The following is an 11,763-nucleotide window of genomic DNA, read 5'->3' as shown; positions in this document are numbered from 1 at the left end:
ACGCCGACAGCGCCGTCTGCACCCGCCCACGCATCACCGTGTCTCCAAGTGAGAGGCGACCCACTATGCCGCTGCATGTCCCCCCGGCTCCCGCGCCCGCCCTGCGCAGTGTTCTCGCGGCCCTCGGTTCCCCCACCGCGGTCCGTCAGGCGCGCACGTCCGCCCTCCGGTCCGCCCAGGGACCGCTCAGCCCCGAACTGCCGCTTCCCGTACACGTCCTGGACCGGATCGCTCCGACCAGAACCGCACCCCGAACCCGTCTGGCGGCCTGGCGCTTCCTGATCCGGAGCGAGGACCGGGCGATCGCCGCCGCGGACACCATGCTCACGCCGGACGGCTGGAGCTTCTCGCACTTCTTCGAGGGCCCCTATCTCGCCTCGACGGAGCTGGCGGTCCGCCAGGCCGAGGCCTCCGCCACCACGTACCAGGCGAGACTTCTCTCCATACCGGAGCTGTACATGCTCACCCTCTGGCTGCACGACGACACGGAGGACGACGCCTCCACCGGGGTGCTCGCCCCGGCCGACGTCCTGGTGCCGCTGGCACCGGCGCCTCCGGGCATCGCCGCGCACCGGCCGCACCGGGTCGCCGATCTGCTGCCCGTCATGACCCTGCGCGTGGCACCCGGACCGCTGCTCAGCTCGGCCTGACCGGCGGCCGGGAGGGACAGGCCCCCGCGGTGACCGGTACGCCCCTCGGCGGAACGGGCCACCGCGGGGGCTCCCTCTTACCCACTCGGACTAGCCCGGTCCGGCCACCCCGAACCACCCGAAGGGACAGTGCAGTTGCGGTGAACCGTCCGCGCGGGTGACGCGTCATGAGAGGAGTAGGGGAGCTGCCGCGAAATCCCTGCGGAATCACCCCCGTAGGGCAACACTGGGACCGGACCGACTGATACGGGGGCGGCCATGAACCACTCATCCAGCCGCAGGACACTCGACTCGACGCAGCGAAAGAACCCATCCATGTGCCAGCATCAGCCACCCTGCCCCACCGCCGACTCCCCCGACCGGGAGGCGGCCCGCCTGACGGCCCACCACCCGGAACAGGGCTGGAGCCTTCTGTGCAACGGCGTCCTCCTCTTCGAGGACACCGGCGAGCTGCTGCCGGACGGGCAGATCATCGCACCGCACCGGCCGTTGGCGGCAGGCCGCGTGGTGAAGGCCGCCTGAGGGCGAACGTAAGGGACCAGCTGTACGGAGAAGGGGCCGGCCCGGGGAGATCCCCGCACCGGCCCCGACGCGTGTCAGGCGTGAGCCTTTGAGCGTCAGTTGTCGTACTCCTCCAGCGGCGGGCAGGAGCAGACAAGGTTGCGGTCGCCGAAGGCACCGTCGATACGGCGGACCGGCGGCCAGTACTTGTCCGCGGCGAAGACACCGGCCGGGAAGACGGCCTCCTCGCGGCTGTAGCCGTGGTCCCAGTCGCCGCCCAGCGCGGCGGCGGTGTGCGGGGCGTTGGCGAGCGGGTTGTCGTCCGCGCTCCACTCGCCGGACGCGACCTTCTCGATCTCGGCGCGGATCGCGATCATGGTGTCGCAGAACCGGTCGAGCTCGGCGAGGTCCTCGCTCTCGGTCGGCTCGATCATCAGCGTGCCGGCCACCGGGAACGACATGGTCGGCGAGTGGAAGCCGTAGTCGATCAGACGCTTGGCGACGTCGTCGATGGAGACGCCGGTCGCCTTGGAGATCGATCGCAGGTCGACGATGCACTCGTGCGCGACGAGTCCGGCCGGGCCGTTGTACAGGATCGGGAAGTGCGGCTCCAGCCGCTTGGCGATGTAGTTGGCGGCCAGCACCGCGACCTGTGTGGCCCGCTTGAGCCCCTCGCCGCCCATCAGGCGCACGTACGCCCACGAGATCGGCAGGATGCCCGCCGAGCCCCACGGGGCGGCCGAGATCGGGCCCACGCCGGTCTCCGGGCCCGCGGCGGGCTGGAGCGGGTGGTTGGGGAGGTACGGGGCGAGGTGCGCGCGGACGCCGACCGGGCCGACGCCGGGGCCGCCGCCGCCGTGCGGGATGCAGAACGTCTTGTGCAGGTTGAGGTGCGAGACGTCGCCGCCGAACTTGCCGGGCTTGGCGAGCCCGACCAGCGCGTTGAGGTTGGCGCCGTCGACGTAGACCTGGCCGCCCGCGTCGTGCACCTCGCCGCAGATGTCGGCGACGTGCTCCTCGAATACCCCGTGCGTGGACGGGTAGGTGATCATGAGGACGGCCAGCTCGTCGCGGTACTGCTCGATCTTGGCCCGCAGGTCCGCGATGTCGACCTCGCCGTCGTCGGCGGTCTTCACCACGACGACCTTCATGCCCGCCATGACGGCGCTGGCGGCATTGGTGCCGTGCGCCGAGGACGGGATCAGGCAGACGGTGCGCTGGTCGTCGCCGTTGGCCCGGTGGTACGCGCGCACGGCGAGCAGGCCCGCGAACTCGCCCTGGGAGCCGGCGTTCGGCTGGATGGAGACGGCGTCGTAACCGGTGACCTCCGCCAGACGCTCTTCCAGCTCGCGGATGAGGGTGAGGAAGCCCTGCGCCTGCTCGGCCGGGGCGAAGGGGTGCAGCGCGCCGAACTCGGGCCAGGTGATGGACTCCATCTCGGCGGTCGCGTTCAGCTTCATGGTGCAGGAGCCGAGCGGGATCATGCCGCGGTCCAGCGCGTAGTCGCGGTCGGCGAGCTTGCGCAGGTAGCGCAGCATCGCGGTCTCGGAGCGGTGCTGGTGGAAGACCGGGTGGGTCAGGATGTCGTCGGAGCGCAGCAGCGCCTCGGGCAGCGCGTCGGCGGCCGAACCGTCCAGCGCCTCGATGTCGGCGTCGGCGCCGAAGGCGGCCCAGACGGCGGAGAGCTGGGCCCGGGTGGTGGTCTCGTCGCAGGCGACGGAGACGTGGTCGGCGTCGACGCGGCGGAGGTTGACGCCGCGCTCGCGGGCGTCCGCGACGATGTCCGCGGCCTTGCCGGGCACCTTGACGGTCAGCGTGTCGAAGAAGTCGCCGTGCACGACGTCGGCGCCGGCGGCACACAGGCCCTCGGCGAGGATCGCGGCGTAGCGGTGGGTGCGGCGGGCGATCGTGCGCAGCCCGTCGGGGCCGTGGTAGACGGCGTACATCCCGGCCATGACGGCGAGCAGCACCTGTGCCGTACAGATGTTGCTGGTGGCCTTCTCGCGGCGGATGTGCTGCTCGCGGGTCTGGAGGGCCAGGCGGTAGGCCTTGTTGCCGTCGGCGTCGACGGAGACGCCGACGAGGCGGCCGGGCAGGGAGCGGGCGAACTTCTCCCGGACCGCCATGAAGCCGGCGTGCGGCCCGCCGAAGCCCATCGGGACGCCGAACCGCTGGGTGGTGCCCACCGCGATGTCGGCGCCGAGCGCGCCGGGCGAGGTGAGCAGCGTGAGGGCCAGCAGGTCGGCAGCGACGGTGACGATCGCGCCGAGTCCGTGGGCCTGTTCGATGACGGGCTCGATGGCGCGGACGGCACCGGAGGCGCCCGGGTACTGGAGCAGGACGCCGAAGACGCCGCGCTCGGCGATCTCGGCCGGGATGCCGTCGCTGAGGTCGGCGACGACGACCTCGACGCCGGTCGGCTCTGCGCGGGTCTGGATGACGGCGATGGTCTGCGGCAGGGTGTCGGCGTCGATCAGGAAGACGCCGTTCTTGACCTTGCCGACGCGCCGGGCGAGCGCCATGGCCTCGGCGGCCGCGGTGCCCTCGTCGAGCAGGGAGGCGCCGGAGGTGGGCAGTCCGGTCAGGTCGGCGACCATCGTCTGGAAGTTCAGCAGGGCCTCCAGGCGGCCCTGGGAGATCTCCGGCTGGTACGGCGTGTACGCCGTGTACCACGCCGGGTTCTCCATGACGTTGCGCAGGATGACGGGCGGCGTGAAGGTGCCGTAGTAGCCGAGACCGATCATCGGGGCGAGCACCTTGTTGCGGTCGGCCAGCGACCGCAGTTCGGCGAGCACCTCGGCCTCGGTGCGGGCCGAGGGAAGGTTCAGGGCCTCCGCACTCTTGATCACGTCGGGCACCGCGGCGGCGGTCAGCTCGTCGAGGGAGCCGTAGCCGACCTGGGCGAGCATCTTCGCCTGGGCCTCGGCGTCGGGCCCTATGTGGCGCTGCTCGAACGGAATGCCCTGCTCCAGCTGGGAGAGCGGAGTGCGACGGGGGGTCATGGTGGAGGCCTCCTGGTCTGTCACGACCTGCGAGGGGCACCACGGCGCGGGTGCCCGAACGGCCTCCCCCTCTGTCATCTCAACCTGAGAGCTTCACCGGCGCGCCCGGAGGCGTGCCGACTTTCACCGTCGGTGAGGGTCGGATCCGTCCCGGCATCTGCCGGCACGAACCCGCCCTGCTTTCCAGAGTGACCTCGTCCGTGCGGTACGGGGGCCTGAGAGATTCCGGGGAGGATTTGCTCCTTCGGCGCCTCCGGATTCTGCACCGGAGGACTCTCCCGCACGGGGTCAGCAGCCACCTGCCAGCCTACCAGCGGCCATCCCCGTGGAGTCCTCGAGTGGCCGACGCCACGGATCTGCACTTGTCTGGTGCTGGTGGAGCGAGAGGGACCCTCGTGAAGCGGCCGGGGAAACCCCTTGAGCAGAAGCGACCAGTGGGAGGCCACGTGCAGACCGACATCGATCCGCGCCGCCTGATCGGCCGCAAGGCGTTCGATCGCAAGGGCGCCAAGATCGGAACGGTGGATGAGGTCTATCTCGACGACGCGACGGGCGTCCCCGAGTGGGCGGCCGTCCGCACCGGCCTCTTCAGCCGGGACGCCTTCGTCCCGCTGGAACCCAGCGAGTTCGTCGAGGACACGCTGCGGGTCCCCTTCGACCGCGCGCTGATCAAGGGCGCCCCGGACTTCGGCGTCGGCCGGCACCTCTCCCCGGAGCAGGAGCTGCAGCTCTACCGCCATTACGGGCTTGACTCCCCGCCCGCCGAGGAGACCGGACCCGACCGTGACTTCGGCAGGCTGGCGGGCCAGGAGGAGTAGTCGACCGGGTCGCGCACCAGCGGCATGGGGTCGGCCGGGCTCAGCTCCGGGTCGTCGATCCGGAACGTGACGACCCGGCCGACCGGGCCGCCGGGCTCCTCGAACCGCACCGTCACCCGCCCCACCCCGCTCCCCTGCACCCAGCCGTGTCCGTGCACCGCGTGGCGGACGTCGTGTCCGGCGGGCCAGCGCCGGGCGGCGAACTGCTCGGCGCTCTCGGGCTCCTCGTCGACCGGCTTCCTGTCGTCGTCCGCGACCGGCTTCTCGGGCGCCTCCGCCAGCTCTCGGGCATCCGCGGCCTGCGCGAACAGGTCCTCCTGCGTGAAGTCCGCAAGCCCCGTGACGCCAACGCCGAGCAGCCGTACGCCGCCGGTGGTGTCCACCGCCTCCAGCAGCCTCGCCGCCGCCTCACGGACCACCGTGGGGTCGTCCGTGGGGCCTCGAAGCGTCTCGGAGCGGGTCAGGGTGGAGAAGTCGTAGCGGCGCACCTTCAGCACCACCGTGCGCCCCGACCGGTCGGCGGACCGCAGCCGCTCCACGCACCGCACGGCCAGCCGCTCCACCTCGGCACGCACGCGCACCCGGTCGTGCAGGTCCACGTCGAAGGTGTCCTCGACCGATACGGACTTGGCGTCCCGCTCGGCGACCACCGGCCGGTCGTCGAACCCCAGCGCCATCCGGTAGAGCCCGTGGCCGTGAGCCTTGCCGACCAGCCGTACGAGCTCCGCCTCTCCGGCCTCCGCGAGGTCGTGGACGGTGGTCATGCCGGCCCGCCTCAGGTGGTCGCCGGTGGCGGGCCCGACGCCGGGCAGCGTCCGTACGGACATGGGGGCCAGCAGCTCGCGCTCGGTGCCCGGCTCTATCAGCACCAGCCCGTCCGGCTTGGCCTGCTCTGAGGCGATCTTGGCGAGCATCTTGGAACCGGCGAGACCGACCGACCCGCTCAGCCCGGTCACCTCCCGGATGGCCGTACGCAGCCGCTCCCCCGTCATCCGGGCCGACACCGAGTCGTCCGCCACCCCGCCCGCCTCCAGGTCGACGAAGGCTTCGTCCAGGCTCAGCGGCTCCACCAGCGGCGAGAGCCGCCCGAGCAGCTCCATCACCTGCTCGCTCACCGACCGGTACAGCGGGAAGCGGGGCACCAGATAGGCGGCGTTCGGCGCGAGCCGCCGGGCCTGGGCCGTCGGCATCGCGGAATGCACGCCGAGGATCCGTGCTTCGTACGAGGCGGTGGCGACGACCCCGCGAGGGCCGAGGCCGCCCACCACGACCGCCTTTCCACGCAGACTGGGCTTGGCTGCCTGCTCCGCAGAGGCGTAGAAGGCATCCATGTCCAGGTGGAGGATGGTCGGCGCGGGTCTCACACCTCCGATGCTGCCCTACGCCACTGACAACGGGGCGGCCCGGCACTCCGTGGAGTGCCGGGCCGCCCCGTTGTCGGTAGCCGCCCCTGTGCGCTCAGCCGCTCATCCGGCGCGGTTGCGCCGCCGGGCCAGCTCGTCGGCCGGGTTGTTGCCGATGAGGGTCTCACCGGTGTCGACCCGCTCGCCGTGGAGCTGGGAGAGCGCCGCGTCCACATCCCGCCAGACGACACCGACGGCGATCCCGAAGATGCCCTGTCCGCCCTGGAGGAGGCTGACGACCTCGTCCGGCGACGAGCACTCGTAGACCGTCGCGCCGTCGCTCATCAGCGTCATCCGCTCAAGGTCCTGGAACCCCCGGGCCCGCAGGTGCTGCACCGTGGTGCGGATGTTCTGCAGAGCGACCCCGGTGTCCAGGAACCGCTTGACGATCTTGAGGAGGACCACGTCCCGGAAACTGTAGAGGCGCTGGGTGCCCGACCCGTAGGCCGGTCGCACACTCGGCTCGACCAGCCCCGTACGCGCCCAGTAGTCCAGCTGGCGGTACGTGATGCCCGCCGCCGCGCACGCCGTCGGTCCGCGATAGCCGATGTCTCCGGCACCGCTCGCCGCTGCCACGCCGCCCGCTGCCACCGCTGCCGGTTGAACCGGCTGCCTGATGGCGTGGTCGGCTCCACTGCCGTGCTGCGGATACGGCCCACCCGCCGCCGTACCGTCGCCGCTGCTTCTCACGCCGACCTCCGTCCTTGACCTGCCCACTCGAAGGTAGGCAGTCACTGGGGGTGCGTCAACGATCGCCACACTCGGCACGCCGAGTGATAATCACCCTGAGGGTGGTTTCCCGTGTCTCGCTTCCGGGAAAGGCTTGTCGGATGCGCTGACGGTGCCCCTGTGCGGGACGGTCACTGACTGTTGGTACCGAAGTCCTCCGGTGAGATCTGGTCGAGGAATTCGCGGAACTTCTCCACCTCGTCCTCCTGCTCGTCGGGGATCGCGATACCCGCGTCGTCCAGCACGCCGTCACTGCCGTAGATCGGCGTGCCGGTCCGCAGGGCGAGCGCTATGGCGTCGGACGGCCGGGCGCTCACCTCGACCCCGCTGGCGAAGACGAGCTCCGCGTAGAAGACCCCTTCGCGAAGGTCCGTGATGCGGACCTCGGTGAGCTCCTGGCCCACGGCCTCGAGCACATCCTTGAACAGGTCATGGGTCAGCGGCCTGGCCGGAGCCATGCCCTGCTGGGCGAAGGCAATGGCGGTCGCCTCCCCCGGACCGATCCAAATGGGGAGGTACCGGTCGCCTCCCACTTCACGCAGGAGAACGATCGGTTGGTTGGAGGGCATTTCCACCCGGACACCGACAACGTCGAGCTCGTTCACACAGCAACCCTAGGACGTGCTCGCCATGTTTGGGTAGTCGGGCTCCGCCGAGCTCAGTGCAGACGGCTGCGCAGAGCGCTCTGGACGAGTGCCGCGTGCAGCCGTACGGAGAGCTCGGCCAGCTCGTTCGCGGTGGCCTCGGCATGGGCCCTGGTCTGCGGATTACGGTGCCGTCGCAGCGGCGCGACCAGCTGCTCGACCAGCCCCGCCTCCCGGTCGGCGGAGGCACGCATGGCGCGCAGATGCCGCGGCTCAAGGCCGAATCGCCCCAGATCCGCCACCAGCTTGGCCACGGTCACCATCTCGGCGTCGTAGCCGCCCTCAGGAGCCGGGACGATGAGTCCGTACGACTCCCACTCCTCCAGCTGCTCCTCGTCGACCTGGGCGGCCGCCAGAAGCTCGGCACGCCCGATCCGCGCGGCGGTCGCCGCACCCGGGCCGGACTCCCACACACCGTCGCCGAGGTCGCGCTGACCGCCCGGCGAGGGCAGCGCGGGCTGCTCTCCCCGGGCCACGGCGTCCAGGTGCTCCCGGATGACCTTGAGCGGCAGATAGTGATCCCGCTGCATGCGGAGCACCTGCGCGAGGCGCTCCACATCGCCGGGCGCGAACTTCCGGTACCCGGAGGGAGTCCGCTGCGGCTCGATGAGCCCCTCGGCCTCCAGAAAACGGATCTTGGAGATCGTGACTTCCGGAAACTCTTCGCGCAGCCGGGTGAGCACCGTACCGATGCTCACCCAGCGCGCGTCCGCGGTGGCGGTACCGTCACCGGCACCGCCTGTCGGTGTTCGCAGCATGGGCCTTCCTGGGGGTCCCCCCGGACAGATCCGGGGGCTGGTCACACGCCCCGCGGGCTCGCATAGAAGACCAGGCGGTACTTTCCGATCTGGACTTCGTCGCCGTTGGACAGCAGGACCGAATCGATGCGCTCACGGTTGACATAGGTGCCGTTGAGGCTGCCGACGTCACCCACGGTGAAGCTACCGTCCGGACCCCTGCGGAACTCCACATGACGCCGCGACACGGTCACGTCGTCGAGAAAGATGTCGCTCTGCGGGTGACGGCCGGCGGTCGTGAGATCACTGTCCAGCAGGAAACGGCTGCCGGAATTGGGGCCACGGCGCACGACCAGCAGCGCCGAACCTCCGGGCAGCGCGTCGACGGCGGCCTGGGCCTCCGGGGAGAGCGAAGGCGCGGCCGTCTGGCCCGTCGCCTCGGCCTCGTACGCCTCAAGACCGGAGATCGAGATCGTGGACGTCGTCTCCGAGGCACGCTCGGGGACACCGCCCCGCAGCGGCGCGCCGCAGTTGGAGCAGAATCGGCTGGCCTCCGCATTGGAGTGACCGCACCTCGTGCAGACCGGCATCGACGAGCCCTCCGGGGTGAACCCTCCACCAGAACGTGAGGTTGATGATTCGCCGAAACCTATGCGGCCGGCACCGGCAGGGTCAACGGACGACACGTCGATACCCGTCTGAGTGGCGTCACCGGACACCTCATCGCGGAAGAGCGGACGCTCCGCCTCCTGCTCCTCGCCCTGGCCATGGCGCGGAGCACGGTGGCGGGCAGCACTGTTGCTGTCCTCGCGCGCGCTCTTCCCGAACAACTTCGCAAAAAACTTCACGGGCGATTCCCCTTGACCGACATAGACCCGCCCGTGGGGCAGGACGAACCCTGAATGAACACACCTGCCGACCCGGACATCTTCAGAACGTCCGTATCCACCCGACAGTTTCCACCACGCACCACCAATCCGGTGCGCCGACCCCCCGCAACCTCGTACCCTCGTCCACCGGCCCTACGGCCCGGCGCGATCACGGGGACGACGACCGAGCGTAGTCAGGCCGCTCCGCCGGTCGCAAGGCGTCGACGACGATGTCGTCGGACCGCTCCACCACCGCCGTGGCCTGCTCCTTCTCCAGCGTCTGCACCACACCTCCGGGGATGTTGAGGGCAGGCTCCAGATCCTGCGGCTTGCCGATCACCTGGAACTCGTACGGTGCCTCGATCTTCCTGCCGTCCACCTGGATGTCACCGCCCTCCCCGGAGAAGTACGTATTGGCCACCACCCGCACGCCGTTGACCTCGATGGCCTCGGCTCCGGCCGCGCGCAGCTCCTGGACGGTGTCGAGCAGCTTGTCGGCCGCGACCCCACCGGAGGGGTCGCTGATCGTCAGCGTGATGCCGGGCCCCTGGGCCGCAACCGTACCCGCGAGGATCCCCAGCTGGCGTTCCTTCTCCAGCGTCTGCTTCCGGGCCTCCTCGGCCTGGTCCGAGCTGTTCTCCAGCTCGGTGCGCTGGTCGTCCAGTCGCTGCTTCTCGTCCGCGAGGCGCTGCGTCCGGTCGTCGACCTCGTCGAGGATCCGGACCAGGTCCTCCTGGCGCGCTCCGCGCAGCGTGCTGTCGTCGCTGGTGGACCGCACCTGGATGGCCAGGCCCAGGCCGAGCCCGAACAGCAGGACGGCGACGATGAGTTGAGCACGGCTCAGCCGGGGCGGCCACAGGCCCGCCAGCAGCCTCCGGCGCCCCGATGCCTCCTCGGCGGCGGGCGGCTGCACAGGGGCGTCCGGCTTCTCCGGCTCGGGCACCGGCTGAGGCTCGGGCAGCGGCTGGGACCGGCTCTGGTTCTCGTCGTTGTTCATCGGCCTCAAGCCCGGAAGACGTGCCGGCGGATCGCGGCGGCATTGGAGAAGATCCGGATACCGAGCACGACCACCACACCGGTGGACAGCTGCGCGCCGACACCCAGCTTGTCGCCGAGGAACACGATCAGCGCGGCGACGACGACGTTGGAGAGGAACGACACCACGAAGACCTTGTCGACGAAGATGCCGTCGAGCATGGCCCGCAGGCCTCCGAAGACCGCGTCGAGCGCGGCGACCACGGCGATCGGGAGATAGGGCTCGACCACCGCCGGTACCTCGGGCCGGACCAACAGTCCGACCACGACTCCCACGACGAGGCCCAGTACGGCGATCACGATGTGCCCTTCCCTGATTCTGCCGCATCACTGCCGGCGGCCTTCGGCTCTGCTGTACGGACGATCAGGCTCGGCGCGGCAGGCAGCCGCACCTTCGCCTGATCGGACAAGCTGGTGCGGATGTCGAAGCTCTCCTTGAGCGCGTTGAGGTACTGGCCGTCGGCGCTGTCCCGGAACGCGGCGGCGAGGTTCTTCCCGTCGCCCACCGCGAGCACGGTGTACGGCGGCACCAGCGGTCGGTTGTCGACCAGTATGGCGTCGCCCGCGGCGCGGATCGCCGACAGTGCCGTAAGCCTTTGCCCATTGATGGCGATGGCCTCGGCGCCGGACTCCCACAGGCCGTTGACGACCCGTTGCATGTCCCGGTCGCGCACCCGGCCCGTGTCGGAGAAGCTCGACGACTCACGGGGCCCGCCGCCGCCCTGGTCGGTGTTCTTGGCATCGTCCACGACGAGCTTCACCCCGGGCCCCTCGACCGGCGTCGCCCCGGACAGCAGGGCCACCAGCTCCCCCTGGTCCCCGCCGTGCTGCTCCAGGGCCTTGCGCTGCCGCTCGCTCACATCGCTGCGGAGCTTGTCGACATCCGACTCCAAGGTGTCGGCAGCCCGGGTCTCCGCGTTGATCCGGTCGATCAGCTCCTCGCGCTCCTTGGCGACGACCGGGGCCGACACTCGCGCCTCCGCGGCACCCAGGGTCACCACGAGGGCGGCCACCACGAGACCGGCGGCGAGCCAGAGCTTCGACTTGAGCGTACGGGGCAGCCCGGCGCTCCCGTCGGCCTTGCGGCGGGCCGATGCCTCCGCGTACCCCTCGTCGAGGCTGTGGTCCATCACGTTGTTCAGCAGCGACATGGAGGCGTCGGGACGTGCGGGCGGCGAGGATGTGCTCCGATCGGGGGGCTGCTGCGACATGCCGCACATCGTCGCACGTCACCACAGCTACCGCCGAATGGCCCCACCGGTGAGGCCGGTGCGGCCGGCCCCCCCGGCCCCGGGGTTCCGGGCCCCCGCCCCAATAGGTGCCGCGCCCCCCCGCGCCCCCCCCGGCCCCCCCCCCGGGCGCCGCCCCCGGGCCC

12 protein-coding genes and 1 riboswitch are annotated in these 11,763 nt (G+C 70.8%); of the genes, 3 read left to right on the top strand and 9 right to left on the bottom strand.

Annotated elements, in window-relative coordinates:
• Window positions 1-65 precede the first annotated feature (65 nt).
• A complete protein-coding gene (locus tag ACIRR8_RS29300) occupies window positions 66-650 on the top strand; it encodes a hypothetical protein (RefSeq protein ID WP_404070425.1) in 585 nt (194 codons plus the stop codon).
• A gap of 315 nt (window positions 651-965) precedes the next feature.
• On the top strand, window positions 966-1,172 hold the full coding sequence (locus ACIRR8_RS29295) for a DUF5999 family protein (RefSeq protein ID WP_007452228.1): 207 nt from the start codon (window positions 966-968) through the stop codon (window positions 1,170-1,172).
• Window positions 1,173-1,267: 95 nt separating this feature from the next.
• On the opposite strand, the gene gcvP is transcribed toward ACIRR8_RS29295, so the two are convergent.
• Window positions 1,268-4,153 (bottom strand): aminomethyl-transferring glycine dehydrogenase, encoded by a 2,886-nt coding sequence (gene gcvP, locus ACIRR8_RS29290; protein ID WP_404070423.1) that lies wholly within the window; start codon window positions 4,151-4,153, stop codon window positions 1,268-1,270.
• A gap of 193 nt (window positions 4,154-4,346) precedes the next feature.
• Window positions 4,347-4,444, bottom strand: a riboswitch (glycine riboswitch).
• A gap of 155 nt (window positions 4,445-4,599) precedes the next feature.
• Here gcvP and ACIRR8_RS29285 point away from each other — a divergent pair.
• Window positions 4,600-4,971, top strand: coding sequence for a PRC-barrel domain-containing protein (locus ACIRR8_RS29285; protein WP_404070421.1), 372 nt, complete (start codon window positions 4,600-4,602; stop codon window positions 4,969-4,971).
• Here ACIRR8_RS29285 and ACIRR8_RS29280 read toward each other — a convergent pair.
• The 8 genes from ACIRR8_RS29280 to ACIRR8_RS29245 all read right to left on the bottom strand — a co-directional run bounded on the left by ACIRR8_RS29280 (window position 4,893) and on the right by ACIRR8_RS29245 (window position 11,599).
• Window positions 4,893-6,335: a DNA polymerase IV gene (locus tag ACIRR8_RS29280; protein WP_404070419.1), complete on the bottom strand. Its 1,443-nt coding sequence runs from the start codon at window positions 6,333-6,335 to the stop codon at window positions 4,893-4,895. The genes ACIRR8_RS29285 and ACIRR8_RS29280 overlap by 79 nt on opposite strands.
• 102 nt (window positions 6,336-6,437) lie before the next feature.
• Window positions 6,438-7,064, bottom strand: coding sequence for a MerR family transcriptional regulator (locus tag ACIRR8_RS29275; RefSeq protein WP_404070417.1), 627 nt, complete (start codon window positions 7,062-7,064; stop codon window positions 6,438-6,440).
• 170 nt (window positions 7,065-7,234) lie between these two features.
• Window positions 7,235-7,708, bottom strand: a complete 474-nt coding sequence (locus ACIRR8_RS29270; protein ID WP_006123076.1) for a bifunctional nuclease family protein — start codon at window positions 7,706-7,708, stop codon at window positions 7,235-7,237.
• Between the two features lie 53 nt (window positions 7,709-7,761).
• The gene (locus ACIRR8_RS29265; protein WP_404070415.1) at window positions 7,762-8,505 is read right to left on the bottom strand and encodes a MerR family transcriptional regulator; all 744 of its coding nucleotides are present in this window, start codon (window positions 8,503-8,505) and stop codon (window positions 7,762-7,764) included.
• A 41-nt stretch (window positions 8,506-8,546) separates the two neighbouring features.
• Window positions 8,547-9,332 carry an FHA domain-containing protein gene (locus ACIRR8_RS29260; protein WP_404070413.1) on the bottom strand — a complete coding sequence of 262 codons (786 nt, stop codon included), beginning with the start codon at window positions 9,330-9,332 and terminating at the stop codon, window positions 8,547-8,549.
• A 190-nt stretch (window positions 9,333-9,522) separates the two neighbouring features.
• On the bottom strand, window positions 9,523-10,350 hold the full coding sequence (locus ACIRR8_RS29255) for a DUF881 domain-containing protein (protein ID WP_404070411.1): 828 nt from the start codon (window positions 10,348-10,350) through the stop codon (window positions 9,523-9,525).
• A gap of 5 nt (window positions 10,351-10,355) precedes the next feature.
• Complete coding sequence (locus tag ACIRR8_RS29250; RefSeq protein WP_003970459.1) at window positions 10,356-10,688, bottom strand: small basic family protein; 333 nt, start codon at window positions 10,686-10,688, stop codon at window positions 10,356-10,358.
• Window positions 10,685-11,599, bottom strand: coding sequence for a DUF881 domain-containing protein (locus tag ACIRR8_RS29245; RefSeq protein ID WP_404070409.1), 915 nt, complete (start codon window positions 11,597-11,599; stop codon window positions 10,685-10,687). The genes ACIRR8_RS29250 and ACIRR8_RS29245 overlap by 4 nt, the downstream gene beginning before the upstream one ends.
• Window positions 11,600-11,763: the final 164 nt, after the last annotated feature.

This window comes from Streptomyces sp. NPDC101178, from assembly GCF_044767965.1.
GTDB lineage: Bacteria > Actinomycetota > Actinomycetes > Streptomycetales > Streptomycetaceae > Streptomyces.
The sequence above is the reverse complement of the archived record's forward strand: the minus strand, read 5'-3'. Positions and strand labels throughout refer to the sequence as shown.

What these genes read in the sequence shown, in the direction of transcription:
- ACIRR8_RS29295 (WP_007452228.1), top strand. Translation starts at nt 966, where the DNA reads ATGTGCCAGCATCAGCCACCCTGCCCCACCGCCGACTCCCCCGACCGG.
- ACIRR8_RS29245 (WP_404070409.1), bottom strand. Translation starts at nt 11,599, where the DNA reads ATGTCGCAGCAGCCCCCCGATCGGAGCACATCCTCGCCGCCCGCACGT.
- ACIRR8_RS29255 (WP_404070411.1), bottom strand. Translation starts at nt 10,350, where the DNA reads ATGAACAACGACGAGAACCAGAGCCGGTCCCAGCCGCTGCCCGAGCCT.
- ACIRR8_RS29300 (WP_404070425.1), top strand. Translation starts at nt 66, where the DNA reads ATGCCGCTGCATGTCCCCCCGGCTCCCGCGCCCGCCCTGCGCAGTGTT.
- ACIRR8_RS29265 (WP_404070415.1), bottom strand. Translation starts at nt 8,505, where the DNA reads ATGCTGCGAACACCGACAGGCGGTGCCGGTGACGGTACCGCCACCGCG.
- gcvP (WP_404070423.1), bottom strand. Translation starts at nt 4,153, where the DNA reads ATGACCCCCCGTCGCACTCCGCTCTCCCAGCTGGAGCAGGGCATTCCG.